This is a genomic window from Chryseobacterium sp. ISL-6 (genome assembly GCF_018613715.1).
GTDB lineage: Bacteria > Bacteroidota > Bacteroidia > Flavobacteriales > Weeksellaceae > Chryseobacterium > Chryseobacterium paludis.
Genome location: NZ_JAGGPT010000002.1, coordinates 44371 through 60478, shown reverse-complemented (window position 1 = coordinate 60478; position 16108 = coordinate 44371). Strand labels below are relative to the sequence as shown.

General features: G+C 33.9%; 13 protein-coding genes. 7 read left to right on the top strand and 6 right to left on the bottom strand.

Features of this window, described 5'->3' with window-relative positions; all coding sequences use genetic code 11:
* Positions 1–50: 50 nt before the first annotated feature.
* The 3 genes from J7E44_RS05270 to J7E44_RS05260 all read left to right on the top strand — a co-directional run bounded on the left by J7E44_RS05270 (position 51) and on the right by J7E44_RS05260 (position 4845).
* A complete protein-coding gene (locus J7E44_RS05270; RefSeq protein WP_214826304.1) occupies positions 51–2660 on the top strand; it encodes a T9SS-dependent M36 family metallopeptidase in 2610 nt (869 codons plus the stop codon).
* A gap of 126 nt (positions 2661–2786) precedes the next feature.
* A complete protein-coding gene (locus J7E44_RS05265; RefSeq protein ID WP_214826303.1) occupies positions 2787–3770 on the top strand; it encodes an EamA family transporter in 984 nt (327 codons plus the stop codon).
* Between the two features lie 79 nt (positions 3771–3849).
* Positions 3850–4845, top strand: coding sequence for an alpha/beta fold hydrolase (locus tag J7E44_RS05260; RefSeq protein WP_214826302.1), 996 nt, complete (start codon positions 3850–3852; stop codon positions 4843–4845).
* Between the two features lie 130 nt (positions 4846–4975).
* On the opposite strand, the gene rplS is transcribed toward J7E44_RS05260, so the two are convergent.
* Positions 4976–5332, bottom strand: a complete 357-nt coding sequence (gene rplS, locus J7E44_RS05255; RefSeq protein ID WP_214826301.1) for a 50S ribosomal protein L19 — start codon at positions 5330–5332, stop codon at positions 4976–4978.
* Between the two features lie 298 nt (positions 5333–5630).
* Between rplS and J7E44_RS05250 the strand changes: the two genes are divergently transcribed.
* A complete protein-coding gene (locus J7E44_RS05250) occupies positions 5631–8366 on the top strand; it encodes a fibronectin type III domain-containing protein (protein ID WP_214826300.1) in 2736 nt (911 codons plus the stop codon).
* 91 nt (positions 8367–8457) lie between these two features.
* Here the strand turns inward: J7E44_RS05250 and J7E44_RS05245 are convergent, their stop codons facing one another.
* The 3 genes from J7E44_RS05245 to J7E44_RS24205 form a co-directional block, all read right to left on the bottom strand.
* Positions 8458–9987 carry a membrane-binding protein gene (locus tag J7E44_RS05245; RefSeq protein WP_214826299.1) on the bottom strand — a complete coding sequence of 510 codons (1530 nt, stop codon included), beginning with the start codon at positions 9985–9987 and terminating at the stop codon, positions 8458–8460.
* A 310-nt stretch (positions 9988–10297) separates the two neighbouring features.
* Positions 10298–10516: a DoxX family protein gene (locus J7E44_RS24210; protein WP_502757489.1), complete on the bottom strand. Its 219-nt coding sequence runs from the start codon at positions 10514–10516 to the stop codon at positions 10298–10300.
* Between the two features lie 12 nt (positions 10517–10528).
* Positions 10529–10675 carry a DoxX family protein gene (locus tag J7E44_RS24205; protein ID WP_353050446.1) on the bottom strand — a complete coding sequence of 49 codons (147 nt, stop codon included), beginning with the start codon at positions 10673–10675 and terminating at the stop codon, positions 10529–10531.
* A gap of 344 nt (positions 10676–11019) precedes the next feature.
* Between J7E44_RS24205 and J7E44_RS05235 the strand changes: the two genes are divergently transcribed.
* Together J7E44_RS05235 and J7E44_RS05230 are read left to right on the top strand one after the other, a co-directional pair.
* Entirely contained in the window at positions 11020–11631 is a 612-nt protein-coding gene (locus J7E44_RS05235) for a hypothetical protein (RefSeq protein ID WP_214826297.1), read from the top strand.
* A gap of 169 nt (positions 11632–11800) precedes the next feature.
* Positions 11801–12502, top strand: a complete 702-nt coding sequence (locus J7E44_RS05230; RefSeq protein WP_214826294.1) for a CoA transferase subunit A — start codon at positions 11801–11803, stop codon at positions 12500–12502.
* A gap of 64 nt (positions 12503–12566) precedes the next feature.
* Here J7E44_RS05230 and J7E44_RS05225 read toward each other — a convergent pair whose 3' ends face one another.
* Positions 12567–14369: an ABC transporter ATP-binding protein gene (locus J7E44_RS05225; RefSeq protein WP_214826292.1), complete on the bottom strand. Its 1803-nt coding sequence runs from the start codon at positions 14367–14369 to the stop codon at positions 12567–12569.
* Between the two features lie 121 nt (positions 14370–14490).
* Between J7E44_RS05225 and J7E44_RS05220 the strand changes: the two genes are divergently transcribed.
* Positions 14491–15144, top strand: a complete 654-nt coding sequence (locus J7E44_RS05220) for a CoA transferase subunit B (protein WP_214826290.1) — start codon at positions 14491–14493, stop codon at positions 15142–15144.
* A gap of 74 nt (positions 15145–15218) precedes the next feature.
* Here the strand turns inward: J7E44_RS05220 and J7E44_RS05215 are convergent, their stop codons facing one another.
* Positions 15219–16037 (bottom strand): DUF4197 domain-containing protein, encoded by an 819-nt coding sequence (locus tag J7E44_RS05215; protein WP_214826288.1) that lies wholly within the window; start codon positions 16035–16037, stop codon positions 15219–15221.
* Positions 16038–16108 lie beyond the last annotated feature (71 nt).

The following is a 16108-nucleotide window of genomic DNA, read 5'->3' as shown; positions in this document are numbered from 1 at the left end:
TTTATTTATTTTAATAATCATAAATAGAATCTAAATTTTATTAAGTATACATGAAAAAAATAAGACTACCTCTTATGGTCGCTGCATTTGCAGTTATTCCATCATTACAGTTATTTTCGCAAGAGAATACACAACTTATCAAAGATTATATTTCTCAAAATAAGATCAGGGAGTATAAAAAATCTGATCTTACCAATTTTATTATTGATAATACAGATACTTCAAGATCATTAAATGGGGATGTTGTTAAGTTTCAACAAACTTACAATGGAATTCCTGTATATAGTTCTGTAGGAACAGCACTTATCAAGGATAATAAGATTGTTTATTATACTGATAATTTTGTAAAAAACTACACTCAGTCTTCTTCCAGCTCTGCTCAAATCACAAAGTCTGCTGCTCTTGAAAAAATAGCTGGTGAACTTGGAAATCCTGAGATCTCTTCATTTTCTATTCAAGGTTTTTTTGAGAAAAGCCCAAATAATGTAAAGACAGCAAAACAACGATTGGTATATGCCAATGATGTAAATGGAGATTTACGTTTGGCTTATGAATATATTGTAAGAGAACCGAAATCCTCAAATTACTGGAATATTTTAATAGATGCTCATAACGGGGGTATTATTGAAAAGAATAATTTAACATTATCTTGTAATTTTAAACCCGATTCTTACGCCTCCGATGCATTAGATATTAATAGTATTAATCAATGGGTTGGTCCTGAGAATAATACTCAGCAAAATTTTGTTTTAGTGGCTGATCCTGCCAGTTATAATATATTTGCAACACCACTGGAAGCTCCTACCTTCGGACCAAGATCAGTGGTATCCAATCCTTGGATTTTAACTTCTTCACCAGAAGGATGGCATTCGGATGGTACAACACATTATACCAACACCAGAGGTAATAATGTGTATGCATATGAAGATACTGCTCACACAAATACACCAGGATTTTCTCCTGATGGAGGAGCATCAAGAAATTTCAACTTCCCATTTAATTTAAATGGTACTCCAGCTAATAATCAAAGTGCAGCTATTACTAATTTATTCTACATTAGTAACAGAGTGCATGACGTCTTCTATAAATTTGGATTTACAGAATCTGCAAAAAATTTCCAACAAAATAATTTTGGACTAGGTGGATTGGATGATGATTCTGTTTTTGCAGAAGCTCAAGATGGTGGAGGTACCAATAATGCCAATTTTTCAAGCCCGCCGGATAATTATAATCCAGTGATGCAGATGTATCTTTGGTCAGCCACCAACAGACTTTTCTTTTATAATGCTCCAGGGACTGCAGTGCCTCGTCAACCAGCTGTGGGAGTTGCTCAATATGGTTCTGTATTAAATGCTGCCGGAGTTACTGGAAATGTACAATTATCATCTGTATTGGATGGATGTACTGCATTACCAGCAGGTTCGCTTACAGGGAAAATAGGTTTAGTTGAGCGTGGAACCTGTTCTTTTGTAGTTAAAACGAAGAATTTGCAAACTGCAGGAGCAACAGCTGCTATTATTTATAATGGAGCAGCAAATGGAGATATTATAGGAAATATGTCCGGAACTGATGCTACTGTTACTATTCCATCAGTATTAATTACAAATACAGAGGGAGAATACATTAAGAGCCAGCTTTCTGCTCCGGCAACTGTAAATGTAACTTTGAAAAATGATCCGGTAACAACTGTAATTCCAGATGGTAGCTTTGATAATGGAATTGTAACCCATGAATATGGTCACGGAATTTCTAACCGATTAACGGGTACCGGATATGGATGCTTGAGTTCTTCGGCAGATAAAGAACAGATGGGAGAAGGTTGGTCCGATTTCTTTGCTTTAATGTTAACAAATAAACCAGGAGATAATGCCTTAGTACCAAGAGGAATGGCAACATATGCTGCAGGAGAACCTACAAACGGAGAAGGGATACGTCCTGCAAAATATTCTCCTGATTTCTCCATCAATGACTTTACATATGGAGATACTAACGGTATGGAATATACTAATCAAAATGGGATTATTGTTCCTGATGTACATTCGATAGGATTTGTATGGGCAACAATGCTTTGGGATCTTCACTGGCAATATGTTGCTAAATATGGTTACTCGTCAGATGTTACAGCAAATGCTACCAACGGTAGTTCCAGAGTATTACAGTTAGTTACCAATGCTCTAAAACTTCAGGCATGTAATCCAACGTTTATCGATGGAAGAAATGCAATATTGGCGGCGGAACAAGCTACTACAGCAGGAGAAGATAAATGTATGATCTGGAGAGTCTTTGCAAAAAGAGGTCTTGGAGTAGGTGCACAAGCGGGATCTATGACTAATATCAATGATCAGGTGGAAAGCTTTATTGTTCCTGACGAATGTCCTTTACTGGCGACTGATGAGGTGAAATCTGTAAAAAACAACACGATTTCTATCTATCCTAATCCTGCTAAAAATGAATTCTATATCAATTTCCCAAGCAAAACAATGGGTAAATTCAGTGTTGAGATTTATGATATGTCAGGGAAATTAATTTCTTCTGAGGATAAAATTTCTCCGGAAGCTAAGAAAGCAATTTCAACCGACAGAATGATCAATGGAACTTATATGGTAAAAGTAAAAGGCCTTGGCTTTGATGCTGTTTCTAAAGTGATCGTTAAAAAATAGACTATTTTATTATTTTTTTTATATCACCCCAGGCTTGCTTGGGGTGATTTTATTTATCTATATGAGCTATTACCTTAAGGTGAATTAAATTATTATATTGTAACTTTGCCGGCTGTTAAAAAGATTATGAAGAAGAAAAATTTATTGAAAGGAGTGTTATTTGTCGGTATTGGAGCAAGTGTATACGGTATGTTGGCCACATTTGTTAAAATGTCTTATCAGGAAGGATACACTACATCTGAGGTTACTACATCTCAGTTTATGTTAGGATTGATCGGGCTTTTAATGCTCAATTTCATCCAGACTGTCACCTCAAAATCAAAATTACCATCGCCTACCCGTAAAGAGGTTAAAATGCTTTTGGTAGCGGGTACATCTTTAGGTTGTACAAGTTTATTTTACTATATCGCAGTTCAGTATATCAATGTTTCAATAGCCATTGTATTACTTATGCAGTCTGTATGGTTCAGTGTTGTTGTAGAAAGTTTTTTGACCAAAAAATTTCCTAATGCAAGAAAAATAATAGCTACAATCATTGTTCTATTGGGAACCGTATTAGCAACCAATCTTATCAATGTTGATATAGAGCTAGACTGGCATGGTGTCTTTTGGGGATTAATGGCAGCCTCATCATATACATTAACGATGTTTACATCAAATACGCTGGCGACTCATTTACCTGTTCTCAGAAAAAGTATGATTATGCTTACGGGAGGTTCTATTGTGGTTCTGGCATTTTTATTCTTTGCTCAGATTGGGCCACTTTATTTTGATGGATTAAGATCAGTTTATTTAAACTTCACTGAAAACACGCAACATATCCATTCATTTGACTATTCTATATTTTGGACCTACGGATTTATTCTTGCCGTGTTTGGAACTATTATTCCACCTATTTTATTTAATATGGGATTTCCGAATACAGGATTGGGATTGGGAAGTATTATTTCTTCATTAGAGCTTCCGGTATCCGTAACCATGGCTTATGTTTTATTGGGTGAAAAAGTAATTTTGGTTCAGTGGGCAGGAATTGCACTCATTCTTTTTGCTATTGTCTTGATGAATTTACCAGCCAAAAAGGAATTGAAAGTGGCTGAACAATTATCTTAAGCTTATAATTAAAATAAAAAAATAAAAAACCGTTTCTTTTGGAACGGTTTTTTTAATTTTAATACACAAATAAGATTTCATGATGTATTTTAAAAATGTAATCACGCTTATGCTGTTTTTGATAGCACCAACTTTAGTATTTTCCCAGTTGAAGCCCTTGGATGGAATGCTTACTAATTATCAGTATCCCTATGAAGTTCATTTTGTTGATTTGAATTCTCAGAATCAGAATTTGAAAATGGCTTATATGGATGTACAGCCAAAAAATCCCAATGGAAAGATCATTATGCTTCTTCATGGGAAAAATTTTAATGGAGCTTATTGGGAACAGACTGCAAAAGATCTTTCAGATAAAGGGTTTAGAATAATTATTCCTGACCAGATCGGATTTGGAAAATCTTCAAAGCCCAAAAGTTATCAGTTTTCTTTTGCACAGCTCGCTGTCAATACAAAGGCTATTTTGGATGGACTTAAGATTAATAAACTAATTGTTCTGGGGCATTCTATGGGTGGAATGGTTGCAACGAGATTTACACTGATGTATCCTGAAGTAGTAGAGAAGTTAATTCTTGAAAATCCTATAGGTCTTGAGGATTATAAAGTTTTGGCAAAATATCAGACAATCGATGCAGCTTACCAGTCTGAATTGAAAAATACTTATCAAAGCTATAAAGACTATCAGTTGAAGTTTTATTACGATAACCAATGGAAACCTGAATATGATAAATGGCTGGATCTGTTAGCAGGCTGGACATTAAGTAAAGATTATCCTTCAGTCGCATGGAATGCAGCATTAACCACCGATATTGTATTCAACCAACCCGTAGTATATGAATTTAAAAATATTAAAGTGCCCACGCTATTAATTATAGGAACAAGAGATCGAACGGCAATAGGAAAGGACAGAGCTCCCAAAGAAGTTCAGGCAAAAATGGGACAGTATCAGGAATTAGGAAAGAAAACCCAACGTGAAATTATAGGATCAAAATTGGTTGAACTTGATAATGTAGGACACCTTCCTCATATTGAAGTGTATCCAAAGTTTTTTGATGCTTTGTATAACTTTATTAAATGAGAATAAAAATAAGGTTGTTTCGAATTTAACAGTCATTATTTCTAAATCTTACATTTTTTAAAGATATGAATAAATAAAAAGAGGCTTTCTAAATTTAGAAAGCCTCTTTTTGTATGTATTGTTGTCTGAATTATTTCTTTTTGTAAGCAGCGTCTTTGATTCTAGCTTTCTTACCTCTAAGATCTCTGAAGTAATAAATTCTAGATCTTCTAACTCTACCTTTTCTGTCAACTTCAATTTTTTGAAGAGCTGGCATATTGATAGGAAATACTCTTTCTACACCTACATCACCACTCATTTTTCTGATAGTGAAAGTTTTTGTAGAACCTGTACCTCTTAATTGGATAACTGTTCCTTTGAAGAACTGAGTTCTTGTTTTTTGTCCTTCTTTAATTTCGTAATACACTGTAATTGTATCACCTGCTTTGAATTCCGGGAATTCTTTTTTTGCAATGTACTTCTCTTGTACGTACTTTAATAAATCCATTATTAATGATAATATAATGTTAAGGCTAAGCAACTTACACGTTTTTCGTCAGAGGTTGAATAACAGGTTGCAAATGTACAAAATTACTTTTATATAATCCAAATAATTTTATATTATGAAACAAGATATTTTCAGTGGGTTTCCGGTCTAAAACTTAACACAGCGTTTACTTTCCCATGAGCCTGAGTTTACATAGGAAATCTACTTTTGCAAAAAAGTAAAAATAACGGGATATTTCTTTTCAGATTTATCGGAATACAGTAATACCCCATTCAACACCACCTAAAATTAATCCATTATGAGAATTTGTTTATTTCTTCTTTGTTTTGTCGTCCAGATGGCATTTGGACAGGCATTATTTCCCTATTTACAAAATCCGACACCCAATTCAATGATCGTCAATTGGAAAACCGGATCGAACAGTGAAACGACAGTGCTTTATGGTACTTCATCAACAAATTTAAATGTTACCGTAACCGGAACGACCAATATTTTTTCAGATACAGGTTATAATAACAATTATTTTTATCACACCGCTAAGATTACCAGCCTGCAACCTAATACCAAGTATTATTATAAAATAAAAACGGGTACAAGTGAATCTGCGATATATAATTTCAGAACCCTTCCTTTACCAGGACAAGCTACTACTGCAGATGGTAAAATACGCTTCCTGATTATGGGAGATAACCAGATCAAAGCAGAACCAAGATATGATACCCTTACCTTAAATGCATTTAAAAAATTAAAGCAAAAGTTTGGTGCGAACTCAGATCCCTCAGATAATGTGGCTCTTACTTTTATGGTAGGAGATCAGGTAGACGTCGGGACGTTAGATCATTATGAGAATGTTCATTTTAAAAAGAATATTAAACTATCACCATACCTTCCTATTCAGACAACAGTCGGAAATCATGAAACATATGGAACATTAGGGATGAATTCTTACTATGCTCACTTTTATATTGATGAAATTAAATACAATAATATAAGCTCAGGAAATGAAAATTATTATGCTCAGCAAGCTGGAAATGTATTATTTGTAAGTTTAAGCTCTGAACATACGGGTGCAGCACAACAAACGTGGTTGCAACAAATTTTAACAGAAGCCAATAATGACCCTAATATAGATTGGATTATTTCTCTAAGTCACAGACCCTATCAGGCAGAACAATATGTAGGTGATATTTCAACATGGGTGCGAAACAATGCAGTTCCTCTTTTAACTTCATCAAGCAAATATTTAATGCATGTTGGAGCGCATCATCATTTGTATCACAGAGGACAGTTAAAAGATACTCCGAATTATCAGATTATTTCAGGTGGAACTGCCTGGGATCAGTATTGGGGAATGTCTACAGAACAGGATTTTGATGATGTTCAGAAAACACTAACAGACTGGACCTATCAGATCGTAGAAGTAGATGTAACCAATGGTAAAGTAGATGTAGAATGCTATTCTATTGGTGGTGTTTATACTAAGAAATATAATGAACTTGTAGATTCTTTTCACAGATATAAAAATCAGCCGAAACCAACAAAACCAAGTATCACCAATACTTTTTCAGGTCCTATAACATTACCACTAACCCTAAACGGAAGTGCTTTTGCATCACCTAATGGCGAACTTTTAAATACCACACAGTTTCTAATCAGTAAAGCAGCAGATTTTTCTGTTATTGAAAAAGAATTTTATCGTGATTATGAAAACTGGTTTGGAAAAGATGGAACACCGGATAAGGCTAAGAACCTTAATGCGGGAGTGGATATTACAAAAGTTACTTTCCCTGCCAATTCAATTTCTAATGGAATTTATTATGTAAAAGCCCGTTACAGAGATAGAAATTTAGAATGGAGTGACTGGAGTGATGTAAAACAATTCCAAGTTTCTGGAAGTGTAGTTTCAAATCCTACATTTACTTTAAATGCCACAGAATACCTGCAAAATACTCCAATTATCGCTACCTATACTGGTGGACCTGGAAATCAAACAGATTGGGTCGGAATTTATAAAAAAGGGCAGGTTCCTGCTACTGTAACTTCTCAGACATACCTTTATACCAATGGTCAAACTGCAGGAACTGCGACTTTCAATAATGGATTAGCTGTAAAAGGGCAATATTTTGCTGGATTTTTTGCTAATGATGGGTATACCGAAATTACACCGAGGAAAAATTTCTATGTTGGACCAAAAGTAGTATTACAGGCAACAGCAGATACTTATCCTGTAGGCGGAACTGTGAAAATTAACTTCACGAACGGACCAAATTTAGTAAAAGACTGGATTGGGATTTACAAAATGGGACAAAGCCCGGGAACTAATACTTCAGCAACTTATCAATATGTAACAACTGCTGCAGGAAGCCTTAACTTTACAGGACTTCCAAAAGGATATTATTTTGCACAGTATTTCCTTGAAGATGGGTACACCGCGATTGGTGAGAAAGTTTTCTTTAAAGTAGGAGATATTGTCACCGAATTATGGATCAATAAACCTGTTTATACTTTAGGGGAAAATATTACTGCTTCATGGACCGATTCTCCGGGAATCATCAAAGATTGGTTGGGAATCTATCCTCAGAGTGTTCAGACACCAGACGACAACTTTGTTTCCTATACCTATTTTGACGGAATAACTCAGGGAACAAAAACATTAAGCGGTGCAGCATTACCTACAACTCCCGGAAATTATTATATGGTTATGTTTACCAATGATTCTTATACTGAAGTTTCAAACAGAAAGCAATTTCAGGTTACTTCATCAACTTTAGGAACTGATGATGTGCAAAAAAGCACTGAAAAAAATGTAGTATTATATCCAAATCCTACAAAACCAGGTGAACCTACATTTATTAAGAGTGATTATCCAATTGATAAGATTGAATTATTATCCGCAACAGGCGATTTATTGTATGAATCTAAAAACGTACATAATCAGCGTTTCTCTTTAGTGAATGAAAACCTTCCAAAAGGAGTGTATTTTGTGAAAGTTCACACCAGAAAACTATTTACATTAAAACTTATTATACAATAATAGTTCTATTACACTAATAAAAACCGCCACTTAAATTTTAAGTGGCGGTTTTTTATTTTTCTGAAACTCTTATTTAAAAGACTATTTATATTTAAAAAATATTATACAATAAATTATCTTCCGATATACCGGTCTGGGGGCTATAATTTGTTTCATCCTGTTCCGAATCGGCTAAAATTTTCGAATCCTGAGTAAGTTTTCCATTGGAATCATAAATCTTTAATAATATCCATTTTCCACTGCGTTCTATTTCTTTTGTGCCAGAATCTATTTTAAGTTTAATCTTTCCACTTTGAAGAATTCCATTTTTTACAACAGCTTTGTTGGCCGGTTTACCATTGATATATTGTGCAATTTGTGCCGTAAAAAGATAGCTTTCATCCACTGGTTGATTATAAACGTAAAGAATAGCTCCCTTATCATTATAAACAGTTGCTTCATATGTGTTTTTATCAGCGTTTAATTTCTTTTCGTATTGCAGTTTAGTTCCTTCAAAAAATGTCTTCGAATGAACTAAAACCCCATCTTTATAAAGTTGTTCATTATGGTCATCATATGAAGTGCCATTATAAGGCAGATCGTTTTTGTAGGTAATATTGGATTTTAAAGTGCCATTATCATTATAGTATTTCATTTCCTGTACAGAATCATCTTTAAGAATTTTCTCTGAGTATAACTTTCCATTATCACTAAAGCTTTTATTTAATACAAGTGACCCGTTTTTATAAACATCAATGGTAGAAATTTGCAAATAATCATAAGTAAATTGATAATCTTCACCTTCGTAAGGTGTAAGATATTCAGCTTCTGTATTTGATTTATATACTAAATTTCCTATTTTTTTTCCGGATTCATCGTAGGTTGTTTTGTATCCGTCTTTTTTGTTTTTTTTCTCTTCTTGTAAAAGATTTCCATTTTTGCCAAATACAGTACTCTCAATTACATTTCCATTTTTATATTTTTCAATTTTAGAAACCCGCATTGGATTATAATAATATTCTACAACAGTACCACTATTGGTTGTGGATGAAGAATAGCTGTTACTACCAAGTGATTTACCTTTATCCCCGTAGTATTTAGTTTCAGAATCTCCATTTTTCTCAATGCTCGTCTCATATCTGATTCCTTTGATGTCTTCATCGTAAATTATTGTTTTATATACTTCAGGACTTTCATATATGGTTAGAGAATTAAAATAAGATGAATTTTCAACATCTTTGTAAGCGTAGCTCTTTCCCTTATAGCCGCCATCTGAATTATAGGTGAAATCCTCAAGTATTCTTCCTTTCTCATCAAATGATTGAGCTGGACCCAATTGTTTTCCTTTAGAAAAAGTGGTAGAATTGATTACTTTTCCTTCTTTTGTATACCAGGTCACTTTTCCTTCATATACTTCATTTTGTGGAGTTATATCTGAAGCTAAGCCTTCCATTTGAAGAGTTCCGTTTTTGTAATAATCTTTTATTAAGGTAAACTTACCTTTTGGTTCAGTTTCCCGATAATATTCCATTTTATTTTGAGTGGTCTTTTCCCAGTTTTCATCAAAATAGATTTTCTCTTGTGAATAGACCTTTATTGTAAATAGTAGCGCTAATAGCGTTAGGGTAAATAATTTTTTCATGTATACATTAATTTTTGTAAAGGTGAAGTTTAAAAATTGATCTCGATGAATTTCTTCATCTTAGGTCATATATTCTTTGGAATTAAATAAGAAGATATTTTTATCTGTGATTAGATATAGAGTAGGAGAAACGGCTAAGCTGCAGTTAGGTATTTTTTTTCTCATGGAATTAATTTGTGTTTGCTAAATAATTAATATACTAACTATATTAACAGGTCTGAATATGTGGTAAATAATTTTCACCAAATATAGACCAATTTTAGAAAAAAAATAAGGAAAAAGTTCTGGTTATTGGCTTTCTAAAAAATATTTAATCCTTTGTAGATTTTAGTGCCCATGCTATCAATGGAGCCTGCATGAAAAGCCTTGCCAATCTCTGACTATCTGTATTAAGACCAAAAGAATCCCTTCTGTTCCTATATTGAGCAATATTTCCGGGAAGAACGGCCACAAAGAATCCAGCGAGAACTTTTCCCATTGTTTTCCTATACTTTTGAGGAGTCACAATCGCTGCTGTTCCTAAAAGGATTTCTGCGATTCCTCAATATACTACAGTATCATCTTTTTTTAAAGGAACCCACTCCGGAACCTGAGCCTGAAATTCCTTTCTCGCAAACGTAAGGTGACCTATTCCTGCTGAGATGAGAAATGCACCAAGTGCTACCCTTGATATATCTTTTGTTTCCATAATACTGTTTTTTTGCGGCGCTTGTCAGTTGAACCTTATAATTACTTATTGTATTAGTTCCAAAATCTAGACCATTAAAAAAAGTAAATAATTTTTTTAATATGTAATCTTAATATACTCAGTTAGATAGGATTGTCGTTATAAGACCTGGACGGAACTTTTTTTTGTACCTAAAGAAAATTTGGTCTGCAAATTGTCGCATTAATTCTAATTACCGGATTTTATGATGTTAATTATAAATGTTTTTTCTGCTTAAAATAAAATGATTTTAAAAAGAAAAAAATAAAATAGTTTGATATTCAATATTTGGATTGATAAAAACGTTCAATTTTAAATTTGATATAATGAAGCCAAAAAAAATTCCTGGAATACCACTACAAAAAGAAGGCGGATTTCATGACACTGAAAGTCAAAAGTATTATAATGATGCCGTATTGGCAGCAGAAAAGTTTAGTATTTTAAAAGAAAGATTCTTCTCGGTCAATCAATGGCAACAGTTTAGCGGAGAAAATACATCAGATTTTAAACTTTTTGATTCCAACGGAAAGCCTCTCGACCGTTCTCCTGAAATAGGAGATTTTATTAGGATTAATATACCTGGTCCCGGTGAAGCAGAAGCAAAAGGATATGATTGGGTAGAAATTGTTAATATATTTCATCAGGTTGCTGATGAGTTTGAGAGTTTTTTAGTAACCTGCAGCCCATCGAAAATCCCAGGGAATGACCAAAATGATCATGTTGCACATTTTTACAGTGATAAAGCGACATCAACTTTTCTTATTTCAAGAAATGGCAAAGAACTGACGGCTGCGATATATGGACGGAATGAATCTCCAAATTATAATGCTGCATTCGTTGATAAACTTAGAAATATGATGATTGGTTTAGGAGGAATGGTGGGAATATCAAAAATCCAATGGAAAGCACTTTCAGACGGATTACTTGATTTTGAATAATGTAAAGTAAGATCTGCCTACTGAATCTGATCTCTATAAAAAAGTATGTAAACTGATTTTTAAATCCTGTTTTTTCGAATATGAACTTTTATAAGTTCAAATAAAAATCCAGACTACCACAGTTACGAGAAAAATTATTAAATTTAGCCAACAGAAAATCTAATATTTAATGATTGATAAAAGAGTAAAAAATGCACAGGAAGCCATTGAAGGTATTCAGGATGGAATGACTTTAATGTTAGGTGGATTCGGTCTTTGTGGTATTCCTGAAAACTCCATTAATGCATTGGTAGAAAGCGATGTAAAAGACTTGACATGTATTTCCAATAATGCAGGAGTTGATGATTTTGGATTAGGATTACTGCTTCATAAAAGACAAATTAAAAAAATGATTTCTTCCTATGTTGGAGAAAATGCAGAGTTCGAAAGACAGATGCTTTCCGGAGAATTAGATGTTGAACTTACTCCTCAGGGAACGCTTGCTGAAAAATGCAGAGCAGCTCAGGCTGGAATTCCTGCTTTCTATACTCCTGCAGGATATGGAACAGAGATCGCTGAGGGTAAAGAAGTAAAAGATTTCGATGGTAAGCCTCATATTTTAGAACATGCCTATAAAGCTGATTATTCTATTGTAAAAGCCTGGAAAGGAGATTATGCCGGAAATTTAATTTTCAAAGGATCTGCAAGAAACTTTAATCATCCAATGGCGGGCGCTGCAAAAATTACAATTGCTGAAGTGGAAGAATTAGTAGAAGATGGAGAATTGGATCCTAATCAGATACATATTCCCGGAATTATGATTCAGAGAATTTTCCAGGGTGAAAAATTCGAAAAGAGAATTGAACAAAGAACTGTTAGACAAAAAGAATAATTTCTTTTGAAAAACAACATTTAAAATAAAAACAAAGCGCTGAATAATTTATTCAGCGCTTTGTTTATTCTTCCGAAATAAGCATTTTTCTTTCTCCGATTTGTTGTCGCCACATGGCATAATACAATCCTTTTTCGGCAATTAGATTATCATGAGATCCCATTTCTATGACTTGTCCGCGTTCAAGTACATAAATTCGGTCTGCATGCATAATAGTGCTTAAACGATGGGCGATAAGAACTGTAATTTGTTCCTTTTCCTTTGAAATATTTTTTATGGTGGATGTTATTTCTTCTTCAGTAATACTGTCCAAAGCTGAAGTCGCCTCATCAAAAATCAATAAATGGGGCTTTCTTAAAAGTGCCCGAGCGATAGCGATTCTTTGTTTTTCCCCACCACTCAATTTCAGCCCTCCTTCACCAATAACCGTTTCAATACCTTTTTCTGCTCTTTCTAATAATGCAGTACAACTTGATTTCTGTAAAGCGATTTCCAAATCCACTTCTGTAGCTTTAGGATTTACAAAAAGAAGATTTTCTTTGATCGTTCCTGCAAAAAGCTGAGTATCCTGGGTTACAAAACCAATTTGATTTCTCAATTCATCAAAGTCAAATTCTTTTCCATTAATTGTATTGTAAAAAATATTTCCTTCCTGTGGCCTGTAAAGCCCAACCAGTAATTTTACCAATGTACTTTTCCCTGAACCACTAGGTCCTACAAAAGCAATGGTTTCTCCATTTTTCACATCAAAAGAGATATTATTTAAGGCTTTATACTGTGCCGACTGATGTTTGAAGGAAACATGTTTAAATTCTAATTCTTCAATAGCACCAATTTGTTTTGGATGAAGTGGTTTTTCTTCCACCTCTTTTTTCATTAAACGATCAAAGTTATTAAGAGATGCTTCTGCCTCACGATAAGAAATGATAATATTCCCAATTTCCTGCATCGGTCCGAAAATAAAAAAACCATAAAACATCAGAGACAGGTATTGTCCGGGAGTAACAATATTTTTGAAAATTAATAATAACAGGGTCAGGGTAATCATCTGTTGAAGAAAATTGACCATCGTTCCCTGGATGAAACTTAAAGAACGGATACTTTTAACCTTTCTAAGCTCAAGTCCAAGAATCTTATACGTATTATTATTTAAACGGATAACTTCTTGATTGGTTAGTCCTAAACTTTTAACAATTTCTATATTTCTTAAACTTTCTGTAGTACTTCCAGCTAAAGCCGTTGTTTCTGAAACAATATTTTTCTGAATGTTTTTTATCCTTTTGCTCAATAAATTGGTGATAAAAGCAATCAGGAAAATTCCACAGATATACACAGGCATAATCGACCAATGTAAACGAATAGCATACACGGAAACGAAAATAATACTGACTAATATTCCGAAGAATATATTAATGAAACTGGTGATGAATTTCACCGTATCCTCTCGTACTTTCGTTAAGATCGATAAGGTTTCACCACTTCTTTGGTCCTCAAATTCCTGGTAGGGTAATGCCATTGAATGCTTTAGACCATCAGTGAATATTTTCGCACCAAACTTTTGGGTAATAACGCTTACCGCATAATCTTGAAATGCTTTGGCAATTCGGCTTATCATTGCTGTTCCGATAAGCAATGTTAAAAAATAAAACGCCCCGTGGTAAATTCCATTTCCATATAAATATTGATTCAGATTTCTGGGAATGAGTTTTTCCTTATCAAAAAAATTAGGATGGGTAACCAGCTGATCAAGGATATTACCGGTAATTGCCGGTGCAAATAAAGAAAAAACCTGATTAATGGTGGCCAGTAACAAAGAAAGGGCAATCAACCATTTGTAAGGTTTAAGATATCTTAAGAGTATTTTCATTCGATTAAATAATCCTGCAAAATTAAAGATATTATTTTGACTTATGATGTTAATAATTTGGAATAATAAAGACCTTTTGTATTCAATTGAAAATATTTAAATTGCAGTCTAAGTTTTTATTATGCTCACAAAAGAACAAATTGCTAAAAGAATTTCAAAAGAACTGAAAGACCGCTACTATGTAAACCTGGGAATAGGGATTCCTACTCTGGTTGCCAACTACGTTCCAGATGGTATAGACGTAGAGTTTCAGAGTGAAAATGGAGTTCTCGGAATGGGACCTTTCCCTTTTGAAGGCGAAGAAGATGCCGATATTATTAATGCCGGAAAACAGACGATTACGATATTGCCAGGAGGATCATTCTTCGATTCTGCTTTCAGTTTTGGAATGATCAGAGGTCAGAAAGTAGATCTAACCATTCTTGGAGCGATGGAAGTTTCTGAAAATGGAGATATTGCCAACTGGAAAATTCCAGGAAAAATGGTGAAGGGAATGGGTGGTGCAATGGACTTAGTAGCTTCTGCTGAAAATATCATCGTTGCAATGATGCACGTAAACAAAGCAGGAGAAAGTAAAATTCTAAAGAAATGTACGCTTCCATTAACAGGGGTAAACTGCGTGAAAAGAGTAGTAACAGAATTAGCAGTACTGGATGTCACTCCTGCAGGTTTCAAGCTCGTTGAAAGAGCACCAGGAATTTCAGTAGAACATATTATCAAATCTACAGAAGCAGATCTTATCATTGAAGGGGATATTCCTGAAATGCAATTCTAAATAAAAAATAAAGGCTGTTACAATTTCTGAAGCAGCCTTTTTTATATATATAATTGTAATTTTAAAATCTAAGATCATTTTCCATCCTGAGCTCCGAAAACCTTCTGCAATATACTTGTCGTTCTCATAGCCGGAGTATTTCTTATTCCACTTTCTTTTTCTGCCACCATTTTGAATACGCCATTAATAGTTTCTGTGGTAACATATTCGTTAAGATCAGTAGTTACAGACTGTCCAGTAAACATATTGTATTTTGAAATAAGATTTTTCCAAACCGTATCAGCTCCTACTTTTCCTAAAGAAGCCTGTACTTTTGGCTGGAAAGCGGTAAACAGTTGGCTTTGGGTTTTAGTCTGCAAATAATTGGTTGCTGCATTATTGGAACCTAATAAAATATTTTTAGCATCCGTAATGGTCATGGAAGTAATGGCATTCGTGAAAATAGGAGCGGCTTCTGTTACCGCATCTTCAGCAGCTCTGTTTAATAATTTTACCCCCTCATCTGCTAGTTTACCCATTCCTAAAGAACGTAACGTAGTGTCGACTTTCCGTAATTTTTCAGGCATTAAAATTTTTACAGCCTCATTTTTTAAAAATCCATCAGTTAAAGCCAGTTTTTTTACACCATCAGTTACTCCAAGACTTAAAGCTTCCTTTAATCCAGATGAGATCTGTGATGAGGTAAGATTGTTCAGATTAATAGAGGACGATCTATTGGGAGATGAGGTAGATATGGCAGTCGTATTGGATGTAGTGGTATTTTTTGTTTTACCGGGATTGTTTAGATCAACTCCCGTTTTATCCTTAACAGTAGATTTTATAATGTCTAAAAGTTGGGCTTGAGATGAAACTGAAAATAATAATCCAGCAGCCAGAAAAATAGTTTTTCTCATTGTATTTTTTTTGCAAATTTAGATGTTTTATTATTTAATAAGTTAAAATGAGCAAAAGAGTTTTAGAAAAT

Excerpts from the sequence above, each read along its gene's own strand:
- J7E44_RS05270 (WP_214826304.1), top strand. The coding sequence starts at position 51 with ATGAAAAAAATAAGACTACCTCTTATGGTCGCTGCATTTGCAGTTATT.
- J7E44_RS05265 (WP_214826303.1), top strand. The coding sequence starts at position 2,787 with ATGAAGAAGAAAAATTTATTGAAAGGAGTGTTATTTGTCGGTATTGGA.
- J7E44_RS05260 (WP_214826302.1), top strand. The coding sequence starts at position 3,850 with ATGATGTATTTTAAAAATGTAATCACGCTTATGCTGTTTTTGATAGCA.
- rplS (WP_214826301.1), bottom strand. The coding sequence starts at position 5,332 with ATGGATTTATTAAAGTACGTACAAGAGAAGTACATTGCAAAAAAAGAA.
- J7E44_RS05250 (WP_214826300.1), top strand. The coding sequence starts at position 5,631 with ATGAGAATTTGTTTATTTCTTCTTTGTTTTGTCGTCCAGATGGCATTT.
- J7E44_RS05245 (WP_214826299.1), bottom strand. The coding sequence starts at position 9,987 with ATGAAAAAATTATTTACCCTAACGCTATTAGCGCTACTATTTACAATA.
- J7E44_RS24205 (WP_353050446.1), bottom strand. The coding sequence starts at position 10,675 with ATGGAAACAAAAGATATATCAAGGGTAGCACTTGGTGCATTTCTCATC.
- J7E44_RS05235 (WP_214826297.1), top strand. The coding sequence starts at position 11,020 with ATGAAGCCAAAAAAAATTCCTGGAATACCACTACAAAAAGAAGGCGGA.
- J7E44_RS05230 (WP_214826294.1), top strand. The coding sequence starts at position 11,801 with ATGATTGATAAAAGAGTAAAAAATGCACAGGAAGCCATTGAAGGTATT.
- J7E44_RS05225 (WP_214826292.1), bottom strand. The coding sequence starts at position 14,369 with ATGAAAATACTCTTAAGATATCTTAAACCTTACAAATGGTTGATTGCC.
- J7E44_RS05220 (WP_214826290.1), top strand. The coding sequence starts at position 14,491 with ATGCTCACAAAAGAACAAATTGCTAAAAGAATTTCAAAAGAACTGAAA.
- J7E44_RS05215 (WP_214826288.1), bottom strand. The coding sequence starts at position 16,037 with ATGAGAAAAACTATTTTTCTGGCTGCTGGATTATTATTTTCAGTTTCA.